This is a genomic window from Undibacterium paludis, assembly GCF_022568815.1.
GTDB lineage: Bacteria > Pseudomonadota > Gammaproteobacteria > Burkholderiales > Burkholderiaceae_D > Undibacterium.
The window spans coordinates 1-20,819 of sequence record NZ_JAKZHX010000031.1; the positions used below are offsets into that span (position 1 = coordinate 1).

Here is a 20,819-nt window from a genome sequence, read left to right on the forward strand (position 1 = left end):
GGGAATATCTGGTGAAGCGTATTTGCTGTCACTATTCATCATCTTTTTTTGACGTTAGTGAATACCATAGTCAAATTCCAGGTGCCTACCACCCTTGCAACCTGACCAGTTCACCAGGCGTTCGGTTTGGGATGTGGATCAATTGGGGAAATTAGGATATTCAAAAGGCTCACATTGCTGCAAGCCCTTCTTTCAATGACACATTTTTGTTCAAACCCGCCATGGTCAAGCGTGCTGCCTGGCGCGCCCTTTGGACATATAAGGCAAAGCGAACATATACAGGCCTGAAAACAGCATCAGAAAGAGTGGTGGCAGTGGCGAATATGTTATCCATGGCGATGGCTCACCAGGACTGATTGCCCGTGCCACGAAGTTGGCGATGACCGTCAGCGTGAAAACGATGGACAGCCAGCGGTGGCTTTGTCGTATCCAGTCATTCCAGTTCATGATGATTTCCCCGGTTGTGGCTTGGTTGCGGCTTCAATCATTTTCCAGCCATTGCCAGAAGGGTCGCGAAAACCGGCATCCACGGTGCCATAACGACTTACGGGCTCTTGCGTGAACTCAACGCCGCACTTGCTCAAACGCTCGTAGGCAGCACGGCAGTCGTCCACCAGGAGCACGTTTGCCGGCATGGCTCCTTTCGCTACCATCTCATGCAAGGTCTGCGCAGTCGCTGCGTCATGCAGGGGTGGTCCGGGGACAAACAAACCGAGCTGGAAAGAGGGTTGTTCCGGATGCTGGACTGTCAGCCAGCGATAACTGCCGTTGCGAACATCGGTGTGGACGATAAAACCCAGCTTCCCGACGTAGAATGCAAGCGCTTCGTCCTGATCATGCACATACAGACCTGCTACATTGACACCTTGAGTCATATATCCTCCTCATTTGATTGAGGCTCCAGTTTGCCAGCAGCTTCGATTCGCCGCTTCTCCAAAACTGCTGTATTGAGGTCGGGGCGTTCCACGCCGCGCAGGACGCACTCGGGTATATGTACGCCCGCGTGCGGATGCGAACGTTCGCTTGTACGGAGCTCTCCCGGGCTTTCGCCTGTGATGTCGCGAAAGATGCGTCCAAAGGTGCCAAGACTGCTCCACCCAGTCTGGAGTGCGATGTCCGTAACGGGCATATCGGTATCGCGCAACAGGGTTTTGGCCCGCTCGATGCGGCGTGTGAGCAGGTAACGATGTGGGGGAAGGCCAAATGCCTTTTTGAATTCGCGCGCAAAGTGCGCCTCTGAGACAGCGCTTACTTGCGCCAGCCTGTGTATAGGCCAGTCTTCATGAGCTGCTCCATCCATCCGGTCTTTTGCTCGCAGCAAACGTCGCAACAACTGGGGACTTTGAGGCATCTTATCCTCGCGCAAACAAAAACGCCAACCTCAAGGGGCTGCGCTCATGATACGGATTCTTGTTGGCTAGGAGCGGAATCGAACCACCGACAAGAGAATTTTCAAGCTTTGCCATTTTTAGTGAAAATCAAAGACACACAAAAAGTTTGTTGTACAAAAGCTGTGTGAATGATATCAGCAAAGCCTATGCCAAGGATAACGGCATAGATGGCCCATACATACAGATGCTGTTTCTGAACAGGCGTCGCAAAAGGGAAAACAGTTTCATCAGGGCAGGAATTTTTTATCGCTCCTGATACTCTGCTCCAGCATGTCAAACAGGGTTTGTGCTGCGGGTGGCATGATGCGCCCACGTTTACAGATCAGACCCAGTGTCCGGCGGATAGGTGGGTTGACCAAAGGCACACCGACCAGTGTAGCCTGGATGTGTGGAGGCAGGGATAATCTCGGTACTGCCGCTACGCCCATACCTGCTTCAACCAGTGCCAGGATGCCGGATACATGATTGACCTCATAAAAAATGGCTGGATGTTTTTCCACACCTGCCAGGGCATTGTCGATCAGGCTGCGATTGCCGCTGGATTTGGAAACGGAAATATAGCGCTCGTTGGCGGTTTCCTTCCATGACAGTTTCTTGCGCTTGGCCAGTGGATGGTCATGGCGCATGGCCAGCACATAATTCTCTTTGTAGATGGGCTTGAAGTCGATTTCAGGATCTTCGGCCCCAGCAAAATTGATACCGAAATCGGCTTCGCCAGCCAGGATCAGGTTTAGCACGTCTTGCGCGCTTTCGTCATGGATGCGTACGCGTATCTTGGGAAACCGTTCGGTAAAAGTTTTCAGTACCGCCGGTAAAAAATAATGTACGGCAGACGGTACGCAGGCCAGGGTGACAATGCCGGTGCGGTGTGCGGCCAGGTCAGATACACCCAGTATCGCTCCTTCCAGCTCATCCAGCGCGGTACGCACATTGGTCAGAAAACCTCGGCCTATATTCGTCAGTTGTACGCGTCGTGTAGTGCGTTCAAATAATTTGACGCCCAGCGTGTCTTCCAGTTTTTCTATGCGGCGGCTCAGTGCTGGTTGCGACAAGAACAGATCTTCTGCAGCTTGCTTGAAGCTGCTGCGTTCGGCCACGGCCACGAAAGCCTGTAGTTCCTGTAAATCGAAACTGATGCGTCCCATGCATTAATCTTAATAAATATTGCAATTCACAAATTATGCCACGTGAAGGATGATGCAGGCCAAAGAAAGTGTAGACAGTGGCATTTGCATCGACCAGTTTCATTGTCAGTTCATTACATAGCACTATTTCAATCAAAATGCCTCATCAAGAAGGCAAAAAAACTTTGGAGACAGCATGTTCAAACCTTCTTACCTTATTGCCCTGCTGGGAGCCAGTGGCAGCGCTTTTGCCCAGTCTGTCGTAACGCCATACGGCATCGCCGATCTGGGTGTGCATTACAGTACGGGTATCAACGCCAATAATGCGCCGGTTGCATCCGGTTCTACAGCGGCCTTAAGCAGCGGCATCAATAATACCAGCCGTTGGGGTCTCAAAGGGCAGGAGGCCCTGGGCGATGGCATGGAAGCCGTATTCCAGTTCGAAGGTGGCTTGAATATTGATACCGGTGCCTCAGCCAAATCAGACAAGCTGTTTGACCGCCTGGCCTTTGTCTGCATCAAATCCAGCTACGGCAGCCTGACTGCCGGTCGCCAGGCGACTATCCTGTCCGATGCTATTTCGCTGGTAGACCCACTTGGCATGCGTTATGCCAGCTTCAACCCTAACATTAATGTCACCGCACTCAGCAATACCGCTTTTGGCAGCCATGCGTTTGGCGTGCAATATGGCACCAGCGGTTATGCCGACAATTATTATCGGTTGGATAATATGCTGAAATACACTGGCGAGTTTGGCCCGCTGGTGGCGCGCGTGTCGTATTCATTTGGTGAAGTGGCGGGCAATAGCAGTGCCTTGTCTACCATGGGGGCCGGTCTGGCTTACCAGCAGGATGGCTTGAGTGTTTCTGGTGCTTACATGAAATTCAAAAACAGTGCCGATTTTGGCCTGCAAGCCTATACCCTGGGTGCCGCTTACCAGTTCGGTAGCGTGCAATTGAAGGCCAATGTTGGCAGTAATCGCGCCGACACCAGCAGCACCAGACAAACCCATCAGCGCATCGCTTCTGTTGGTGCTGCATTTTCTGTCGGTCCCGACCTGACCCTGACCACAGCATATTACCGCGTACGCCGCGAAGCCAATGGCTTTGTCGATGACGGCTTTGACCGCAGTTTTGCTTACCTTGAAAAAGCCCTGTCTAAACGCAGTACTGTGTATATCGAAACCGATTACACCGCCTGGAAAGGCAATGCCGCCGGTATCACTGGTAGTCAGGCCAACAGCAGCAACGGCTTTGGCCTGACGCTGGGTCTGATGCACAAGTTTTGACCGCTGAAAGGAATCATCATGTCCAGATTTATGTCCCGCTTTAATAGCAATATTAAAATCACGCTGCTTACCCTGACCGCTGCTAATTTGTTTGCAGGCGGCCAGGCAGTGGCTGCCGACATCAGGGTCATTAGTTCGGGTGGCTTTGCCCAGGCCTACAAAAACCTGGCGCCAGCGTATGAGCAGACCAGCGGTGACAAGCTGGTATCCGGCTGGGGGCCATCCATGGGCACGACCACTAATGCCATCCCGGTGCGCATGGCACGTGGCGAAGAAATTGATGTCGTCATCATGGTTGGCGATTCGCTCGACGCCCTGATGAAAGAAGGCAAGCTGGTTGCTGGCAGCAAGGTGGTGCTGGCTAATTCACCGATCGCCTGCGCGGTAAAAAAAGGCAATGCCAAGCCCGACATCAGTACCGTTGATGGCCTGAAGAGTGCTTTTCTGAAAGCCCGCAAGGTCGCTTATTCCGATAGTGCCAGTGGTGAATACATCAAACACCAGTTGATGAAAAAACTCGATATCGTCGAGCAGATGCAGGACAAGACGGCACAGATCCCGGCCACACCAGTCGGTGAAATCATCGCCCATGGTGACGCCGATTTTGGTTGCCAGCAACGCAGCGAACTATTGCCGGTAGAGGGCATAGACATTGTTGGCCTGCTGCCGCCAGAAGTGCAATTGACCACGGTTTTTTCTGCCGCCATTGTCAATGGCAGCAAAGTGCAGTCTCAGGCGCAGGCATTGTTGAACTTTTTGTCGTCAGAAAAAAATGCTGGTGCGATTGCTGATACTGGTCTTGAACCAGTAGCAGGCAAGAAATAATTTGTTCCGCTTCGTTTTGTTTCATCTCGTTTCAGTTTTCACAGACCCGGCTAACTAAAAAGTCAGCCACCGACTACAAAGGTCGAATAGCATGTCTAGCACAACCACCATAGCCACCATAGCCACCATAGCCCCCAACAGCGTTGATCAGGGATTCAGTGCACCAGCATCACGCCAGTCGAAATTTTCTACCGTGATTCGTGTCACCAGTGGCAATTTCATTGAAATGTATGACTTTTTCCTGTTTGGATTTTATGCCACCTATATCGCCAAGGCATTTTTTCCGGCTACCAGTGAATATGCCGCCCTGATGATGACCTTTGCCACCTTTGGTGCAGGCTTCTTCATGAGACCGTTGGGGGCAATCATTCTTGGCAGTTATATCGACCGCATCGGTCGTCGCAAGGGTCTGGTGCTGACCTTGGGAATTATGGCGTCTGGTACGGCCATGATCGCCTTCATTCCCGGTTATGCCACCATAGGCTTGCTGGCACCCTTCCTCGTATTGGTCGGTCGCTTGTTGCAGGGCTTTTCTGCCGGGGTGGAACTGGGTGGTGTATCGGTCTATCTGTCAGAAATGGCGACGCCGGGCCACAAGGGTTTTTATGTCAGTTGGCAATCAGCCAGCCAGCAGGTAGCCATCATCTTTTCGGCGGGCCTGGGTTACTTCTTGAATGAGACCCTGAGCAAGGATTTCATTGCCGACTGGGGCTGGCGCATTCCTTTCTTCATCGGTTGTTCCATCATACCGGTGGTGTTTTACATTCGCCGTTCGCTACAAGAGACTGAAGAATACCTGGCGCAAAAAACGCATCCCAGCTTCAAGGAAATGCTGAAAACCATTTCCCTTAACTGGCCGCTGGTGGTCACCGGTACCATGCTGATCGTAATGACTACAGTGTCGTTTTACCTGATCGCCGTCTACACGCCGACCTTTGGCAAAACCGTGTTGAAACTGACGACGGTAGAAAGTCTGCTGGTGACATTGTGCGTGGGGGTATCCAATTTTATCTGGCTGCCTGTTATGGGCGCGCTGTCTGATCGCATCGGCAGATGGCCCATTATGGCGGTGTTTTCGGGCCTGACGGCGGTCACTGCTTATCCTTTGCTGTCATGGCTGATCGCCAACCCCAGCTTTCAACATATGCTGATTGTGGAGCTGTGGCTGTCCTTCCTGTATGGCAGCTATAACGGTGCGACGATAGTTGCGCTGACAGAGATTATTCCTGTGCGTATCCGCACCACAGGTTTTTCTTTGGCATACAGTCTGGCCACGGCCTTGTTTGGTGGCCTGACACCACTGGTTTCTACCTGGTTGATAGAAACCACTGGCGACAAAGCGTCCCCTGGTTACTGGATGGCGATGGCCGGCAGCTTTGGCTTGCTCGCGACTTTCCTGATTTATCGTGGGATAGTCAAGGAACGTTAATCTATTTTAAAGGCGACTGCTGTTGCAATCGCCATGGCAGAGGCAGATGGCGCGGTAATGACCAGTCCATCTGCCGCTTTTCATTGGTGCGGCGCATTCTGATGACTCCACAGGCTGACTGGTTTATCGACACTCATCTCATAAGCATTGGAATGGTAGTGGTCCTGAAGATTCGATAGATGATTGGACTGACTTATCGTATTTAAGCCTGACGTCTGGAGATAAAAAAGAGATTGATAACGCTGTAAAAAGGAATAATTTCAGTATATTCAGTGCAATAGCCAAATTTATTGGCGGATCATCTATTTCGCTACTAGCTAAGATTATTGTTAGTTATATAAAACCATAAATATGAGTATGGTTGCTAGAGTAGCTCTCTCTGAAGAGTTTTTCAACATCTACAGATACGGATCACGCAAAACCGATCCAGCTACGTCTCGGTGAAACACTTTCGCATGAGTCTGAAAGAAGTAAGTGGACTGCTAAAATTCAAACCTGCTTGCAAATTGATTCAAAGTCTTGCGCAAGCTTACAGAATGTCATTCGAATTGTAGAGCTATACCGTAAATTGTAGAACTGAAAGACCAACGCAAAAAGGGCTTACATCGCCGTAAGCCCTTCTTTTTACTACATATTCCTTGGTGGCCCGGGGCGGAATCGAACCACCGACACAAGGATTTTCAATCCTCTGCTCTACCGACTGAGCTACCAGGCCAAGACCAAGAATTATAGACATGTTGGGTGCTAATTGCAAGCTTTTTCTTGAGAACATGGGATTTCTCTACGCGCACCGGAATTGTTTTCATTCTGTATACCGGTGTTTGCGCCTATTTTTTACTTATCTGGATTTACTCCTAGCCCCCTATTGATTTGCCTCATCAGGTGGCTTTCGGTGCTTGCCGTATAATGAGCTGATTGTCTCTTTTGATTGAGTATTGGCTGATGGCGACTCAGGTTTTTGATGGTGATATTTGCATCGTTGGTAATGGTGCGGTGGGCAAGGCGGCGGCTCTGGGTTTGGCGCAGGCGGGTTTGCGGGTGGCTTTGTTGTGCGCACCCGGTACTGCGGTTGCCGGGCCAGCTTCTGTCTCTGATGAGTGGGATGTACGCGTCTATGCGTTGAACCATGTTGCGCATGATCTGCTGGCCTCGCTCAAGGTGTGGGATGCGCTGGACCTGTCGCGGGTGGCGCCGGTGTCGGCCATGCAGGTGCAGGGTGGTGGCGTGGATACGGGCAAGCTCGGTTTTGACGCCTATGGCGCACATGTCAATGAGCTGGCCTGGATAGTTGAAGACCGGAATCTGAATCATGCCCTGGATACGGCCCTGCGTTTTGCGCAGAACCTGACCCTGGTGCACGGCAGGGCGCAGCAATTGTCGCAAGCCGATGATGTCGCTACTATCGTGCTGGAAGATGGCAGCCAGTTGCGTGCAGCACTGGTGGTGGGCGCGGATGGTGCACAGTCATGGGTGCGTGGGGCCTGCGATATAGGGCTTGACTACCGCTCCTATAACCAGCAGGGCGTGGTGACGAATTTTGAATGTGCCAAACCGCATCATGGCGTGGCGCACCAATGGTTTGTGCAAGAGCAGGGCATCATTGCCTTGCTGCCCTTGCCAGGGAACCGGGTCTCACTGGTCTGGTCGGCGCCGGATGCGTTGGCTGAAGCCATCTTGCGTGAACCTTTGTCTGCCTTGGTTGACAGATTGATGCCTTATTGTGGTGACAGCCTGGGGGCTTTGCAGCCGGTCTTGCCAGAGGCGATCAAGGCTTTCCCTTTGCGCTTGATGCGCCCGCACAGCTTGATTGCGGCACGTGTGGCCCTGGTTGGTGATGCCGCCCATGTGGTGCACCCGCTGGCCGGGCATGGCATGAATCTGGGTTTTGGCGATGTGGCCGACCTGATCCGGATTTTGAAAGAGCGTGAAGCACATCGTGACTGCGGTGAGCAGCGTGTGCTGGAACGTTATCGCCGCGCCCGGAAGGAAGAAGTCATGCTCATGCAAATGACGACGGACGGTCTGGCGCGCCTGTTTGCTTCTGACCTGACACCTGTGCGTGTGATGCGTGACCTGGGATTGAACTTGTTGGACAAATTGCCTGTCATAAAAGGCAGGCTGATTGCGCACGCGATGGGGAAATGATTTGCACTGTTATACTATATGGCAAACCAGCAGATTAATCTGATAGAAATGAACATATGAAAATAATCAAACAAGCCCTGGCTGCAATGCTGCTGGGCATGATGACCTTAAGCGCAATGGCAGAAACACCGCAAGAAGCGCAGGTGCGCAAGCTGATACAGCCTACCTTTCGCGAAGGTGTGAAGATAGATTCCGTGACCAAGACTTCGTATTCCGGCCTGTATGAAGTGCGCATTGGTTCCGATATCCTGTACACCGATGAAAAGGCGCAGTACCTGTTTACCGGTGAAATCATCGATGCTAAGAACGGCACCAATTACACCAAGGCCAGGACGGATGACCTGAGCAAGGTCAAGTTCTCTGATCTGCCACTGGACTCTGCACTGAAAATGGTCAGGGGTGATGGCAAGCGCGTGATCGCCGTGTTTGAAGACCCTAACTGTGGCTATTGCAAACAGTTCCGCAAGACCCTGGCAACGATGGATAACATCACGGTGTATACCTTCATGTACAACATCCTGGCAGAAGATTCCAAGACCAAATCCAAGAACATCTGGTGTTCACCAGACCGTAATAAGGCCTGGGATGACTGGATGATCAACGGCAAGGTCGCGCCTGAAGCTGCCGCAAATTGCACGACGCCGAATGACAAGATTTTTGCACTCGGCCAGAAACTGCGTGTGACTGGCACGCCTTCTGTTTTCTTTACAGACGGCAGCCGCGCGCCTGGCATGGTCGATATCAAGACGCTGGAAAGCCGGATCGCGGCAGCGTCTTCCAATGCGGCTAAGGCAAATTAAGGTTTCAAGGGAATCCTGTAATCAGTCCCTTATCGATGCCCATGTCATCACCGCCACGCTGGACAGGCATCCTGCTGGCAGCGGGGCGTGGGCGACGCTTTGATGCCAGTGGGCAGCAAGACAAATTGCTGCAGACACTGGCAGATGGCAAGTCGGTAGCGCAGCATAGCGCTACGCACATGCTGGCGGCCTTGCCAGAAGTACTCGCCGTTATACGGCCAGGTAATGACTTGCTGTTGGCGCAATTATCTTCCCTCAATATCCAATGCCTGGTTTGCGACGATGCCGACGCAGGCATGGCAAACTCTCTAAAGCATGCCCTGCGCACCAGCGCAGACAGTGCAGGTTGGATCATCGCCCTGGCGGATATGCCTTTTGTAAACCCCGACACAATTTCAGCATTGCTGACTGCCTTGCAGGACGGTGCGGGGATTGTCGTGCCTGTGTATCAGGGGCGTCGTGGCAATCCTGTCGGGTTTGCGCAGCATTATCTGCCACAATTGCTGACACTGGAAGGTGATACGGGAGCGCGCAATCTCCTGTTGTCCGAAGCAGTTGTTCAACTGGACGTTGATGATGCGGGCATACATCGGGATATTGATGTGGTCGGCGATTTGCCGGCTTAGGCGGCGGCCTGATTCCCTGATCAGGCGCACTCCAGATTTGTTGGCTAAATTATTCACCGCTTGGCGGGATGTTGCTGTTGCAGCGAATGTCAGGGTGATATGTACAATGTACAAAATAATGGCGTTGCTTTTAAGGTAATGTCGTTGATTGCAAAAATAATCAAAATTAAATGCAAAAAGCTGCAAATAAAGCACTTTTAGTATGCAATGGTAAAATTGATTACGAATTTGCGACAATTTTTTACTTTTGCATGTGTGATTTTGTGCTTTAAATTTTCATGCGATATATCTATACAACTAATTTGGCCCTAGAATAGCGGTTTTCTCCACCTGTTTTAATGCGTGGCGGTATTCGCACTTGCCCTTATCTATGAATAATCTGAATCAAACACTGGCGGTACGAATTGGTTTTGTTGGTCTGGCGCCATTTATTTTTTTGACGCTGGCTTGCTGGATCGTGCATCCGGACTGGTTGGGATCACTCATCAGGGCGCAACTATATTACGGCATCGTTATCCTGTCTTTTCTTGGCGGCGTGCACTGGGGTGCGACCATCATGGCAAGGGACAGGGAGCAGGAGGAGACAAAGAAAGCCCTGATCTGGGGCGTCATTCCTATCCTGATTGCCTGGCTGTCCATGAGTCATATGCTGCTGGGCTTTGTGGTGCAGGTCGCGGGTTTCATTGCAGCCTACAAAATAGACAAGCGCCTGTATCAAAGTTATGGCGTACCTGCATGGTTTATTAATCTACGTTTGCAGATGACCTGTGTAGTGGTGGGAGCGCAGGTATTCACCTTTATTGCCGCCAATGTGCGTAGTTACCCGGCCGGCTGATTGCGCCGGCAGTTTTATTTTTTAAGAAACAGAAAGATCGTTCAGAATGAAAAAAACGATAACAACAAAGAGACAAGTGACGAGCAAGTCTGTATCCGCACATGCACTGACATATACCATCGTGCCCAAGGACCTGGCCGGACATATGTACCAGGTAACACTCGATATTGCTGCCCCAGATGCTGAAGGCCAGGTCGTGAGCCTGCCAGCCTGGATACCGGGCAGTTATATGGTGCGCGAATTTGCACGCAATATCGTACAGATCAGGGCCAGTTGTGAAGGCAAAAAAGTCGCACTGAAAAAGCTCGACAAACATACCTGGCAGGCTACACCTTGCAAGGGCGCTTTGCGTATCAGCTATGAAGTGTACGCCTGGGACCTGTCGGTGCGTGCGGCACACCTGGATCAGAGTCATGGTTTCTTCAATGGCACCAGCGTATTTCTGAGCGTGCATGGGCAAGAAATGAACCCGCATGTGATCGATATCCAGCGTGCTGATGATGTCGCCTGCAAGAACTGGCGCGTTGCTACATCATTGCCTGAGTTGAAAGCCAGGCGCTATGGCTTTGGTACCTATGTTGCTGCCAATTATGATGAGCTGATTGATCATCCGGTTGAGATGGGTGATTTTGCTTTGGCGACGTTTGAGGCCCATGGCATCTCGCATGACTTTGTGGTGACGGGTAAAGTGCCGAACATGGATATGGACCGCATTGTTGCCGATGTCCAGAAAATTTGTGAAGCGCAGATCGCTTTCTTCGAGCCACGTACAAAAAAAGCACCCATGGACCGTTATGTCTTCATGACCATGGTGGTGGGGGAAGGGTATGGCGGTCTTGAACATCGTGCATCGACGGCCCTGATTTGCAACCGTACGGATTTGCCGGTCAAGCATCAGGTAGAAATGAGTGATGGCTATCGCGGCTTCCTGGGCCTGTGCAGCCATGAATATTTCCATACCTGGAATGTAAAACGGATCAAGCCTGCAGCCTTTGCCAGCTATGATTTGCGTCATGAAAACTACACCAGCCTGTTGTGGGTATTTGAAGGCTTCACCAGCTACTATGATGACCTGATGCTGGTACGGGCAGGCGTGATTGATGAAACTGCTTACTTCAAGTTGCTGGCCAAGACCATCAATATGGTGACACGCGGTAGTGGGCGCCTGAAGCAAAGCGTGGCTGAATCCAGCTTCGATGCCTGGACCAAGTATTATCGTCAGGATGAAAATTCACCGAATGCGATAGTCAGTTATTACACCAAAGGTTCCCTGGTTGCATTGGGACTGGATTTGATGATACGCGCAGAAACTGCGGGTAAAAAATCGCTTGATGATGTCATGCGCGCCATGTGGCAAAAATTTGGCCGCGATTTTTATGAACGCAGCCTGGCAGGCAAACAGCAAGGCCTGGGCGAAACAGAGTTTGAAAGCCTGGTTGAGCAAACTACAGGCGTCAATGTACGTCGCTTTGTCGACAAACATGTGCGTGGTACAGAAGATGTGCCGCTGACTACTTTGTATGCCGACTTTGGCGTGACTGTCAGTGATGGTCGCAACAATAAAAAAGCCAGCCTGGGTGTGCGTGTTGTCAAGGATGGTAATGACTGCAAGATCGTTAATGCCCATGAAGGTCGCGCGGCCCATCTGGCTGGTTTGTCTGCCAATGATGTGTTGATGGCCGTCAATGGTTTGCGTGTAACTGCTGCTGATGCGGCCGATAGCCTGGCTGTTGCCTTGCATCGTTACCGCGTCGGTGAGACGGTGCAGATACATGCCTTCCGCCGTGATGAATTGCTGACGGTGACTGCAAAATTGCAGGCAGACGATGTACCTGCAATGGCGCTGTCTTTGCAGGCGAATGCGAAAACCAGTTTGTTGAGGCCGAGTTTTCAAAAGACTGGCCGCAAGTAAAGCGATGCATTGAAAAGTCCGAAACCACACTGGTTTTACCAGTGTGGTTTTTTTATGTCCGTGCATTTTGCCGATATCGTCTGTGCCATAAATGAACTATTGGATGTGATGTTTTGTCATAGTAAATTATTGGCTTTGCAAAAAATACATGACAGCGACTTATCCCTTGACGTGGAAGCAGGGCTGGCAAAAATCAGCGGCCTGGGCTGTTATAGTGTTATTGCATTTGTTCTTGCTGTTTTGTTTGCAGCAAACGCAAAGAAGTTCTGTTCATGACGGCCATCCAGCTGCTTATCTGGATGTCAGTTTATTGTCCGTGCCGGTCAAGCAGGTAGTCGAGGTGCCACTGCCTCCTGCACCCAGGCCTGTCTATACCGTGACAGCAAAGCCACGCCAAAAGCCATTGCCATCAGCTTTGCAAATTCCTGCCGCGAATGAGCAAAAGGCAGATAGCCTGCCGGATTCTTCACAGATATCAGGCATAACTCAGCCAACATCCCTGGATCTGGACAGCTTGAGGCGTGGTGCTGTTGCCGACGACAAGAAAAACCGTGTGACTGCTTCTGAAGGGAAATTGAAGTCACCAGTTGCGCAATTTGAGCAAGAAAATAATCTGGGCAAGGAAATAAAAAAGGCGTCGCGCGAAGATTGTTTTGCACCGAAACCGGAAGGTGTCAGTATAGGCGTTGTCAAATTGACGGGGTTGTTGGCGGGTTTGCCTGTTATCGTTGATACGATACGTGGCAAGGGCTGCAAGTGGTGAGTGCGTGATTGGTTTTGGAGCGGGAATTTGCCAACGATGGCAATGCACAAATTTTCGTTACAGATTTTTCTCTATGCAGGAGCGGCTTTGGCCGCGAACATTGTGCCGCATGAGAAATATCCAATTGGCTGTTCGCGGCCAAAGCCGCTCCTGCGGGAGAATTACACTAAAACGCCGGGTAGTAAAACAGGACGCGCAAGATTGATTATCCAAACACCTTGGCCAGTTCTGCACCGGGATTTTCCGCCCGCATAAAAGCCTCACCGACCAAAAATCCGTGGACATTCGCCTCTCGCATACGTGTGATGTCCGCGGCCGACATAATGCCGGATTCGGTAATCACCAGCTTGTCCGGAGTAATCCTTGGCAGTAAGCCTATTGTGGTATCGAGTGATACTTCAAATGTGCGCAGGTTGCGATTATTGATGCCCAGCATGGCAGTCTTCAGCTTCAGGGCGGCATCGAGTTCTTCGGCATTGTGGACTTCGACCAGCACACCCATGCCCAGTTCATGCGCGCAAGCTTCCAAGTCAGCCATCAGGCCATGATCAAGTGCAGAGACGATGAGCAGGATGCAATCTGCGCCCCAGTGCCTGGCCTGATAAACCTGGTAAGGATCGATCATGAAGTCCTTGCGCAAGGCTGGCAGTGTACAGGCAGCGCGCGCCTGTTGCAGGTATTCAGGTGCACCCTGGAAGAACTGCACATCGGTTAGCACCGACAGACAGGCGGCACCATGTTCAGCATAGCTTTGCGCGATGTCGGCAGGGTGAAAGTCTGGGCGCAATACTCCTTTTGAAGGAGAGGCTTTTTTGATTTCAGCAATCACTCCAGCCTTGCCTGCCGCAATCTTGCCACGCAAGCCCCCTTCAAAACTGCGCAGGTTTGCTTGCGCTTCCTTGTTGCTCTCAACTTCAGCACGCAGGCTGGCAAAGGATTGATATTTCTTTGCCGCCGCCACTTCATCGGCTTTCACTGCCAGAATTTTATTCAAGATATCAGACATGAGCTTACTTCCCTAATTGCTGGGTGACTTCAATAAACTGTTCCAGCTTGGCCCTGGCTGCACCGGACGCGATCGCTGTCTGGGCGAGTTTGACGCCATCGGCTATTGACGTGGCGATGCCCGCACCGTACAGGGCAGTACCTGCATTCAGGGCAACGATATCAGTGGCGGCACCTTCGACATTGTTCATTACGTCGAGTATCTTGGCTTTTGATTCATCTGCGCCAGAGACACGCAGGTTGCGGTTGGATACCATCTGCAAACCAAAGTCTTCCGGGTGGATATCATATTCGCGGATTTCGCCATTCACCAGCTCACCTACCATGGTTGGCGCACCCAGCGAGACTTCGTCCATATTGTCGCGTCCCCATACCACCAGCGCGTGTTGTGCACCCAGGCGCTGCAATACACGTACCTGTATGCCGACCAGGTCAGGGTGGAATACGCCCATCAGTATATTTGGCGCACCTGCCGGATTGGTCAAGGGACCGAGGATATTGAAGATGGTGCGTACACCAAGTTCACGCCTTACGGGGGCAGCATGCTTCATCGCTGCATGATGGTTAGGTGCGAACATGAAACCTATGCCGGTTTGTGCAATTGACTGGGCGATCTGTTCTGGTTTGAGATTGATATTCGCGCCCAAAGATTCAAGCACATCGGCACTGCCGGAAGAAGAAGAAACACTGCGGCCACCGTGCTTGGCAACACGTGCGCCAGCAGCAGCCGTGACAAACATCGATGCAGTAGAAATATTGAAGGTATGCGCGCCGTCACCACCAGTACCAACGATGTCTATCATGTTGGCAGTATTTGCCAGCGGCACCTTGGTGGAGAATTCGCGCATGACCTGGGCGGCTGCGGTGATCTCGCCTATGCTTTCTTTCTTGACGCGCAGGCCCATGGTCAGCGCGGTGATCATCACCGGCGACATTTCGCCACCCATCAGTTTGCGGAACAGGAACAGCATTTCATCGTGAAAAATTTCACGATGTTCAATCAGGCGTGTCAGTGCTTCGTGTTGTGAGATGGTCATGATGCAGTTCCAGTCAAAAAGTTTTTCAGCAGGGCGTGGCCATGCTCGGACAAGATGGATTCGGGGTGGAATTGCACACCTTCGAGATTAAATTCTTTATGGCGCACACCCATGATTTCACCGTCATCTGTCCATGCAGTCACTTCCAGGCAGTCCGGCAGGCTGGCACGTTCTATCGCCAGCGAGTGATAACGGGTAACCGTATAAGGGCTGGGCAAATTCCTGAATACGCCAACGCCGGTGTGGGCAATGGCAGACACCTTGCCATGCATGACCTGCTTGGCGCGGATGACCTTGCCACCAAAGGCTGCGCCTATGGCTTGATGACCAAGGCATACACCGAGTATCGGTGTCTTGCCGGCAAAGCGTTCTATCACAGCGATGGAAACACCAGCCTCTGCTGGCGTGCAGGGGCCGGGCGAAATGCAGATATGATCAGGTTTCAAAGCTTCTATCTCTTCTATCGTAATTTCATCATTACGGTAGGTACGCACATCTTCACCAAGTTCAGCAAAATACTGCACCAGGTTGTAGGTGAAGGAATCGTAGTTGTCTATCATCAGTAGCATTTAAATCTCCCCATCCAGGCCATCTTGCACTTGTTCTGCCGCACGCAATACGGCGCGTGCCTTGTTTTCGGTTTCCTGCCATTCCATTTCAGGTACTGAATCAGCCACCACGCCTGCGGCTGCCTGCACGTATAACATGCCATCTTTCAGGACACCGGTACGTATGGCGATGGCCAGGTCCATTTCACCGCCAAAGGACAGGTAACCGCAGGCTCCGCCATAGATACCACGCTTGACAGGTTCGAGTTCGTCGATGAGTTCCATTGCCCTGACTTTTGGTGCGCCAGACAATGTGCCAGCCGGGAAGGTTGCTTTCAAAACATCGAGGTTGGACAAGTTGGTTTGCAAGACACCTTCTACATTCGAGACGATGTGTTGCACATGCGAATATTTTTCTATGACCATCTGGTCGGTGACCTTGACGCTGCCGGTCTGGGCTATGCGGCCTATGTCATTGCGGGCCAGGTCGATGAGCATCACGTGTTCGGCGATTTCTTTCGGGTCGGCCAGCAATTCTTTGGCCAATTCGGCATCGCGTTCCGGTGTTGCGCCGCGTGGACGGGTACCGGCCAGTGGACGTATGGTGACTTTTTTGCTGCCATCATTCAGGCTTTCATTGCGGACCAGAATTTCTGGTGAAGCGCCGATGATCTGCATGTCGCCAAAATTATAGAAATACATATAAGGCGAAGGGTTCAGCGAACGCAGGGCGCGATACAGCGACAATGGTGAATCGACATACGGTTTCTTGATGCGCTGCCCCACCTGCACCTGCATCAGGTCGCCAGCCATGATGTATTCCTTGGCTTTTTCTACGGCCTTCAGATAGTCGTCCTTGGCAAAGTCGCGTATGGCTTCTGTACGGACAGACGCCGATGTGACAGGGGCATCCACACTACGGCGCAGCATGGCGCGCAGGTCTTTCAGACGCTGGCGGGCTTTGGACCAGGCTTCTGGCTGGGTAGGGTCCGCATACACGATCAGGTAGAGCTTGCCCGATACATTGTCGATGACAGCCAGTTCTTCAGTCAGCAATAACTGGATTTCTGGCAGACCCAGATCATCTTTTGGCGCTTTGCCAGCAAGGCGTTTTTCTACATGGCGTACGGCGTCATAACCAAAGTAACCTGCCAGGCCGCCGCAAAAACGTGGCAGACCAGGACGCAATGCAACCTTGAAGCGCGCCTGGAATTCGGCAATGAAATCCAGGGGATTCATGTCATGGGTTTCGATGACTTGTCCGTTTTTCAGGACTTCTACTTTCTCACCAAAGCTGCGCACCAGGGTATTGGCAGGCAAGCCGATGAAGGAATAGCGGCCAAAACGCTCGCCACCCATGACTGATTCGAGCAAGAACGTATTCTTGCCCGCATTCTGGGTCTGTGCGAGTTTCAAATACAGGGTGAGCGGGGTTTCCAGATCGGCGAAAGCTTCCGCGATCATGGGGATACGGTTGTAGCCTTGCGCGGCCAACGATTTGAATTCGAGTTCGGTCATGGTTTTCTTTCAGCCGTCAGCCAGCACTTGCAAGTTTGCCTGCGGCAAGGTGCGCAAAGCAGACAAACAGGCTCAAGGCCAGAATACGGACGGATAAGACAAATTGATATAACAAGCAAGAAAATGTGCGTAGGGTGTGCACAGTCACTCGCGGCATTCGTGGTTTAACAGAATTGCCAGCGTCGCCATAGCCAGGCCTCAAAAGTGCCTGGTGTAATCATGGAACGTTTGTTATCGAGGAACATTCGTTATGGGAATGATTTGAAAGTCAAAGGGAGTTTTTAGCTGAAAGCAGTCGTGCCGCATCCAACAGGGTTTCGACTATACCATCACTTTGAATATTTTGTACAGCTTCACCGTGGTTGTAGCCGTAAGGCACTGTTAATACGGGGCAACCCGCCGCCCTGGCGGCGATGGCGTCATTGCTGGAGTCGCCTATGGCCAATACCTGCGCAGGCGATAAATCCAGGGCTTTGCAGGCTTCCAGCATGGGCAGTGGGTGCGGTTTCTTTTTGGCAAAACTGTCGCCGCCATAGACTTGTTCAAAATAAGTACTCAAACCCTTCTTTTGCATCAGTGGCAAGGCAAAGGCCAGTGGTTTATTGGTGACACAGACCAGGCGCAGACCCATGTCACGCATGGCTTGCAAGCCTGCCATGACTTGTGGATAAACTTGGCTGTGTTCACCATTGATCACCAGATAATGGCGTTGATAGCTTGCCAGGGCTTCGTCAAAGTGTATGGCGATGCCATCTGCATCAAAATCCACGGCCAATACTTTGTGTATCAGGTTCTCTGAACCTTTGCCCACCATGGTCTTGATCAATTCCAGTGTTAATGGCGACAGTTGGAAGTCGGCGCGCATGCGGTTGATGGCGACCAGAAAATCAGGGGCGGTATCTATCATGGTGCCGTCAAGATCAATAATGGCGGCCTGGATTTTGCTGAGCATGGTTGGGAAGATCAGAAGAGTAGGGCGTTTCCCTCTGCAGGGAAACGCTTTGCAAGCAGATGACGGGTGTCAGACCTTGGCCAGTTCGCTACGCATGGCGTCAATGATGGCTTTGTAGTCGGGCTTGCCAAAAATGGCTGAGCCGGCAACAAAGGTATCGGCGCCGGCGCGGGCAATTTCTGCGATATTTTCAATTTTGACACCACCATCGACTTCAAGCAGGATGTCGCGGCCAGATTCATCAATGATGCGTCGCGCTTGTGCGATCTTTTTCAGTGTGTGGGGAATAAAGGTCTGGCCACCAAAGCCTGGGTTGATGGACATGATCAGGATCATGTCGACTTTATCGATCACATGTTCCAGTACGTGCAAGGGGGTTGCCGGGTTGAATACCAGGCCAGATTTGCAACCATGGTCACGTATGGTTTGCAGGCTGCGGTCTATGTGTTCTGATGCTTCCGGGTGAAAAGTGATGAAATTGGCGCCGGCCTTGGCAAAATCAGGGATGATGCGGTCCACAGGCTTGACCATCAGGTGCACGTCGATAGGTACCTGCACATGCGGACGTATCGCCTCGCATACCATGGGGCCTATGGTCAGGTTGGGTACATAGTGATTGTCCATGACATCAAAATGGATGATGTCGGCGCCGGCGGCGACAACATTACGGACTTCTTCACCAAGGCGGGCGAAATCGGCGGACAAAATGCTGGGAGCAATACGGAAAGTAGTCATGATGAGTTTGATGCAGAAAAAAGATATGCTATTTTACCCTGTGACGGCCAAGCGGCAGCTGTCTTCGTCTGGCACAATGACAGCAATTCATCATTGAAAGAAAATCATGGCAGCCTATGAAATGAGTGTATCGGTGGTAACACAATACCTGAAAGACCAGTCAGACCCTGAGCAAAACCACTTCGTCTTCGCCTACACCATTACCATCAAGAATACCGGCACAGTCGCTGCCCAGTTGATTTCCCGTCACTGGATTATTACTGATAGTAAAAATCATATAGAAGAGGTCAAGGGGCTTGGTGTTGTCGGGCATCAACCGTTCCTGGCGCCAGGGCAAAGTTTTGAATACACCAGTGGCAGCTCACTGAAAACCCCGCAAGGAAGCATGAAGGGTACTTATTTCTGCGTGGCAGAAGATGCCCACAGATTTGAGGCCGAGATACCGGAATTTGTCCTGTCGTTGCCACGTACCCTGCATTGAGGCTGCACCTTGAACCTGCTGCTTAATGGGACTGTGTATCTTTTTTCTCTGCGGCGATCTGTTTTTTCTCATTTTCTGGTGGTGTTTCTGGCTTGCGGCCATGAAACATCGTCCACCAGACGATAAAAATCAGTATGAACATTGCTACGCATGCTTCCAGTGCTAATAACCACATCTTATCTACCTCGCCAAATAAACTAACGACATTGTACCTGCCTGGGCGCAATTGCTTGTTCAGGTATTACAATACGCGCACTGCCGCTGGCAAGGATTACCTCTTACCTCTTATATGGGAGTAGTTATGGAATTTGAATGTATTTTGACTGAAACCCGCGACAAGGTCGGTCTGATCACCCTGAATCGCCCCAAAGCCTTGAATGCACTGAATGATCAGTTGATGAATGAACTGGGGTTTGCACTCAAGGCTTTTGACCAGGATGAAAATATTCATTGCATCATCCTGACCGGTAGCGAAAAAGCCTTTGCGGCAGGGGCTGATATTGCTGCCATGGCCGGATACAGTTTCATGGATGCCTATAAAAGCGACTACATCACCCGCAACTGGGAGGCCATACGTCAGATACGCAAACCCATTATCGCGGCTGTGGCCGGTTATGCGCTTGGCGGTGGTTGTGAAGTTGCCATGATGTGTGACTTTATTATAGCGGCAGAAAATGCCAAGTTTGGCCAGCCGGAAATCAAGCTGGGCACCTTGCCTGGTGCAGGCGGCACACAACGCCTGCCACGTGCCATCTCCAAAGCCAAGGCCATGGACATGTGTTTGACCGCACGCATGATGGATGTCGTCGAAGCAGAGCGCGCCGGTCTGGTATCGCGCGTAGTGCCTCTCGACAAATTGCTGGAAGAAGCTTTCGCAGCGGCCAACACCATTGCTTCCATGTCCTTGCCCGTTATCATGATGGTGAAAGAATCCGTGAACCGTGCCTATGAGACGACACTCTCGGAAGGTATGCACTTTGAGCGCCGCCTGTTCCATGCCAGCTTCGCGACGGAAGACCAGAAAGAAGGCATGCAGGCTTTCATGGAAAAACGTCCTGCTGTATTCAAGAACAAGTAAGCGAGATGACGGTAATGCCTATGCTATATAGTAGTTTAGATAGTAAGCGTCACTGAGGCCTGCAAAAAAAGCAAAGCCGTCGAAGACGGGCTTTGCTTTTTTATTTTAATTTTGCCAGGCCACATCCATGTTAATTCAATGTTGCCTTCGCCAAAGCATGAGCCAGCGCGCTGCGCGCACCGTTTCCCACTTTCTTATAGATGCACAGCCTGCAGCCAGTGCCCCTGTTTTGCTTTTCTGAAAACGGCCCAAATAATTTAGCCCAAAGGCTTGCAAAGTGGTGAAGAAGTTTGCTATAGTTCGCCTCCCGCTGAAGAGCGGGGTGAG

24 protein-coding genes and 1 tRNA gene are annotated in these 20,819 nt (G+C 51.4%); 12 read left to right on the forward strand and 13 right to left on the reverse strand.

Annotation, left to right across the window (positions count from 1 at the left end; all coding sequences use genetic code 11):
• Positions 1–225: 225 nt before the first annotated feature.
• From LZ463_RS28380 to LZ463_RS28395, 4 genes are all read right to left on the reverse strand, one after another.
• A complete protein-coding gene (locus LZ463_RS28380; protein WP_241459690.1) occupies positions 226–447 on the reverse strand; it encodes a hypothetical protein in 222 nt (73 codons plus the stop codon).
• Complete coding sequence (locus LZ463_RS28385) at positions 444–875, reverse strand: VOC family protein (protein WP_241459691.1); 432 nt, start codon at positions 873–875, stop codon at positions 444–446. Before LZ463_RS28385 ends, LZ463_RS28380 begins: the two co-directional genes overlap by 4 nt.
• Positions 872–1,351: a helix-turn-helix transcriptional regulator gene (locus LZ463_RS28390; protein ID WP_241459713.1), complete on the reverse strand. Its 480-nt coding sequence runs from the start codon at positions 1,349–1,351 to the stop codon at positions 872–874. The genes LZ463_RS28385 and LZ463_RS28390 overlap by 4 nt, the downstream gene beginning before the upstream one ends.
• Before the next feature lie 267 nt (positions 1,352–1,618).
• Positions 1,619–2,536, reverse strand: a complete 918-nt coding sequence (locus tag LZ463_RS28395; protein ID WP_241459692.1) for a LysR family transcriptional regulator — start codon at positions 2,534–2,536, stop codon at positions 1,619–1,621.
• A gap of 175 nt (positions 2,537–2,711) precedes the next feature.
• Here LZ463_RS28395 and LZ463_RS28400 point away from each other — a divergent pair, with 175 nt between their 5' ends.
• The 3 genes from LZ463_RS28400 (at position 2,712) to LZ463_RS28410 (ending at position 6,057) form a co-directional block, all read left to right on the forward strand.
• The gene (locus LZ463_RS28400; protein ID WP_241459693.1) at positions 2,712–3,803 is read left to right on the forward strand and encodes a porin; all 1,092 of its coding nucleotides are present in this window, start codon (positions 2,712–2,714) and stop codon (positions 3,801–3,803) included.
• An 18-nt stretch (positions 3,804–3,821) separates the two neighbouring features.
• The gene (locus LZ463_RS28405) at positions 3,822–4,628 is read left to right on the forward strand and encodes a substrate-binding domain-containing protein (protein WP_241459694.1); all 807 of its coding nucleotides are present in this window, start codon (positions 3,822–3,824) and stop codon (positions 4,626–4,628) included.
• Positions 4,629–4,719: 91 nt separating this feature from the next.
• Positions 4,720–6,057 carry an MFS transporter gene (locus LZ463_RS28410; RefSeq protein WP_241459695.1) on the forward strand — a complete coding sequence of 446 codons (1,338 nt, stop codon included), beginning with the start codon at positions 4,720–4,722 and terminating at the stop codon, positions 6,055–6,057.
• A 639-nt stretch (positions 6,058–6,696) separates the two neighbouring features.
• On the opposite strand, the gene LZ463_RS28415 is transcribed toward LZ463_RS28410, so the two are convergent.
• Positions 6,697–6,772, reverse strand: a tRNA-Phe gene (locus LZ463_RS28415).
• A gap of 227 nt (positions 6,773–6,999) precedes the next feature.
• Here LZ463_RS28415 and LZ463_RS28420 point away from each other — a divergent pair.
• From LZ463_RS28420 to LZ463_RS28450, 7 genes are all read left to right on the forward strand, one after another.
• Positions 7,000–8,202 (forward strand): FAD-dependent monooxygenase, encoded by a 1,203-nt coding sequence (locus LZ463_RS28420; RefSeq protein ID WP_241459696.1) that lies wholly within the window; start codon positions 7,000–7,002, stop codon positions 8,200–8,202.
• A 56-nt stretch (positions 8,203–8,258) separates the two neighbouring features.
• Entirely contained in the window at positions 8,259–9,002 is a 744-nt protein-coding gene (locus LZ463_RS28425; RefSeq protein ID WP_241459697.1) for a DsbC family protein, read from the forward strand.
• Positions 9,003–9,043: 41 nt separating this feature from the next.
• Positions 9,044–9,628 carry a nucleotidyltransferase family protein gene (locus tag LZ463_RS28430; RefSeq protein WP_241459698.1) on the forward strand — a complete coding sequence of 195 codons (585 nt, stop codon included), beginning with the start codon at positions 9,044–9,046 and terminating at the stop codon, positions 9,626–9,628.
• Between the two features lie 370 nt (positions 9,629–9,998).
• Complete coding sequence (locus LZ463_RS28435; protein ID WP_241459699.1) at positions 9,999–10,463, forward strand: DUF3429 domain-containing protein; 465 nt, start codon at positions 9,999–10,001, stop codon at positions 10,461–10,463.
• Between the two features lie 46 nt (positions 10,464–10,509).
• Positions 10,510–12,375, forward strand: a complete 1,866-nt coding sequence (locus LZ463_RS28440) for a M61 family metallopeptidase (protein WP_241459700.1) — start codon at positions 10,510–10,512, stop codon at positions 12,373–12,375.
• Positions 12,376–12,429: 54 nt separating this feature from the next.
• Positions 12,430–12,651 (forward strand): hypothetical protein, encoded by a 222-nt coding sequence (locus tag LZ463_RS28445; RefSeq protein WP_241459701.1) that lies wholly within the window; start codon positions 12,430–12,432, stop codon positions 12,649–12,651.
• On the forward strand, positions 12,620–13,138 hold the full coding sequence (locus LZ463_RS28450; RefSeq protein WP_241459702.1) for a hypothetical protein: 519 nt from the start codon (positions 12,620–12,622) through the stop codon (positions 13,136–13,138). The genes LZ463_RS28445 and LZ463_RS28450 overlap by 32 nt, the downstream gene beginning before the upstream one ends.
• 205 nt (positions 13,139–13,343) lie before the next feature.
• Here LZ463_RS28450 and trpC read toward each other — a convergent pair whose 3' ends face one another.
• From trpC to rpe, 6 genes are all read right to left on the reverse strand, one after another.
• Positions 13,344–14,144 (reverse strand): indole-3-glycerol phosphate synthase TrpC, encoded by an 801-nt coding sequence (trpC, locus tag LZ463_RS28455; RefSeq protein WP_241459703.1) that lies wholly within the window; start codon positions 14,142–14,144, stop codon positions 13,344–13,346.
• Positions 14,145–14,148: 4 nt separating this feature from the next.
• The gene (trpD, locus tag LZ463_RS28460; RefSeq protein WP_241459704.1) at positions 14,149–15,180 is read right to left on the reverse strand and encodes an anthranilate phosphoribosyltransferase; all 1,032 of its coding nucleotides are present in this window, start codon (positions 15,178–15,180) and stop codon (positions 14,149–14,151) included.
• Positions 15,177–15,749: an anthranilate synthase component II gene (locus LZ463_RS28465; protein WP_241459705.1), complete on the reverse strand. Its 573-nt coding sequence runs from the start codon at positions 15,747–15,749 to the stop codon at positions 15,177–15,179. Before LZ463_RS28465 ends, trpD begins: the two co-directional genes overlap by 4 nt.
• Positions 15,750–17,246 (reverse strand): anthranilate synthase component I, encoded by a 1,497-nt coding sequence (gene trpE / locus LZ463_RS28470; protein WP_241459706.1) that lies wholly within the window; start codon positions 17,244–17,246, stop codon positions 15,750–15,752.
• 268 nt (positions 17,247–17,514) lie between these two features.
• Entirely contained in the window at positions 17,515–18,198 is a 684-nt protein-coding gene (locus LZ463_RS28475; RefSeq protein ID WP_241459707.1) for a phosphoglycolate phosphatase, read from the reverse strand.
• Positions 18,199–18,267: 69 nt separating this feature from the next.
• The gene (rpe, locus tag LZ463_RS28480; RefSeq protein ID WP_241459708.1) at positions 18,268–18,933 is read right to left on the reverse strand and encodes a ribulose-phosphate 3-epimerase; all 666 of its coding nucleotides are present in this window, start codon (positions 18,931–18,933) and stop codon (positions 18,268–18,270) included.
• A 106-nt stretch (positions 18,934–19,039) separates the two neighbouring features.
• Here rpe and apaG point away from each other — a divergent pair, with 106 nt between their 5' ends.
• The gene (apaG, locus tag LZ463_RS28485; protein ID WP_241459709.1) at positions 19,040–19,414 is read left to right on the forward strand and encodes a Co2+/Mg2+ efflux protein ApaG; all 375 of its coding nucleotides are present in this window, start codon (positions 19,040–19,042) and stop codon (positions 19,412–19,414) included.
• 22 nt (positions 19,415–19,436) lie between these two features.
• Here the strand turns inward: apaG and LZ463_RS28490 are convergent, their stop codons facing one another.
• Complete coding sequence (locus LZ463_RS28490) at positions 19,437–19,589, reverse strand: hypothetical protein (RefSeq protein ID WP_241459710.1); 153 nt, start codon at positions 19,587–19,589, stop codon at positions 19,437–19,439.
• 126 nt (positions 19,590–19,715) lie between these two features.
• Between LZ463_RS28490 and LZ463_RS28495 the strand changes: the two genes are divergently transcribed.
• Positions 19,716–20,492, forward strand: a complete 777-nt coding sequence (locus LZ463_RS28495; RefSeq protein ID WP_241459711.1) for an enoyl-CoA hydratase — start codon at positions 19,716–19,718, stop codon at positions 20,490–20,492.
• 130 nt (positions 20,493–20,622) lie between these two features.
• On the opposite strand, the gene LZ463_RS28500 is transcribed toward LZ463_RS28495, so the two are convergent.
• Positions 20,623–20,819, reverse strand: a 197-nt coding sequence (locus LZ463_RS28500) for a hypothetical protein (RefSeq protein ID WP_241459712.1), incomplete at its 5' end; no start/stop codon positions are given.